This window comes from Rubrivivax sp. JA1026 (assembly GCF_011065555.1).
Classification (GTDB): domain Bacteria; phylum Pseudomonadota; class Gammaproteobacteria; order Burkholderiales; family Burkholderiaceae_C; genus Rubrivivax; species Rubrivivax benzoatilyticus.
On the sequence record NZ_JAALCQ010000019.1, the window covers coordinates 1 to 1,355 of the forward strand.

The window sequence follows — 1,355 nt, forward strand, 5'->3', positions numbered from 1 at the left end:
CACCATCAGCGCGTCGCTGGTGAAGAGCTGGGCGCCGGCGACGACGACCAGCATCAGCCCCATCGAGAACGCGGCGCCCATCAGCAGGCGCATCACGCCCCAGGGCAGCACGTGGTCGGCGCCGGCGATGGCGACGGTGGCGAACATCGCGCCCAGCGCGACGAAGGCGCCGCCGAGCACGGCCAGGCCGAACTGCTGGGCGGCCGAGGCCTTGGCCTTCTTGACGCCCATCTCCTCGGCGGCGCAGGCCACCGCGTCGGGGGCCAGCGGGTCGAACAGCGAGCGGGGGGCCGCTTCGGCGGCCGCAGACAACGGAGGACTCATCGGGTTCTCAATGGGAGAGCTGCGCCGCCGCGAGCCGCGCGGCGAGTGCACAGGACGCGAGGCGCGAACGCAGCGTGTCGGTGGCGCCGGCCAGGATCACCGGCAGCCGGGCGCCGAGCACGACACTGGCCGCGTCGGCGGCGGCAAAGAGGCGCAGCTGCTTGACCAGCAGGTCTCCGGCCACGAGGTCGGGCACCAGCAGGATGTCGGCGTCGCCGGCCACCGGCGAGGCCAGACCCTTGGCACGAGCGGTGTCGGCGCAGATCGCGTCGTCCAGCGCCAGCGGGCCGTCGAGCAGGCCCCCGGTGATCTGGCCGCGTTCGGCCATCTTGCAGAGCACGGCGGCTTCCAGCGTCGAGGCGATCTTCGGGTTCACCGCCTCGGTCGACGACAGGATCGCGACCTTGGGCCTCGCGAGGCCGAGCGCCTGCGCGAGCCGGATCGCGTTCTGCACGATCTGCGCCTTGTCCTCGAGCGACGGCGAGACGTTGATCGCCGCGTCGGTGATCAGCAGCGGCCGTGCGCGGCCGGGCACCTGCACGACGGCGACCTGGCTCAGGCGTGGCGCGACGCGCAGCCCGTGGTCCTTGCGCATCGCGAGGGCCACCATCTCGTCCGCAGGCAGCGCCCCCTGCATCAGCGCGCCGACCTCGCCGTCGCGCGCCAGCTGGGCGGCAACTTCGACGGCCGCGTGCGCGGAAGTGGCGTCAACGAGGCAGCAGCCCGACAGGTCCAGCGCCTGCATCGCCGCCAGCCGCTGCATCGTCGCCGCCGGGCCGACGAGCACCGGAGCCATCAGCCCGGTGCTCGCAGCCTCGACGGCGACCCGCAGCGAGATGTCGTCGCAGGGATAGACCAGCGCCGTCGGCAGCGGCGCTTCGCACGCGGCAGCGGCCGCACGCGCTTTCGGCGCGGCGCACAAGCGGAGGGTGGACATCGTGGTGATCTCCAGGCGAAGGCAGGCCCGGCCGGGTGGGCACCCGGTGTGTCGTAAGCAGTGGGAAACGCCGGGGCCGGCGTCAGTCGACGGC

2 protein-coding genes are annotated in these 1,355 nt (G+C 73.4%); both read right to left on the reverse strand.

Translation table 11 applies throughout. From position 1 onward, the window contains the following. Positions 1–324 (reverse strand): formate/nitrite transporter family protein (locus G5B56_RS19710; RefSeq protein ID WP_164964342.1); only part of this gene is annotated, 324 nt, incomplete at its 3' end. A 7-nt stretch (positions 325–331) separates the two neighbouring features. After that, the gene (locus G5B56_RS19715) at positions 332–1,261 is read right to left on the reverse strand and encodes a bifunctional enoyl-CoA hydratase/phosphate acetyltransferase (protein ID WP_029719094.1); all 930 of its coding nucleotides are present in this window, start codon (positions 1,259–1,261) and stop codon (positions 332–334) included. Positions 1,262–1,355: the final 94 nt, after the last annotated feature.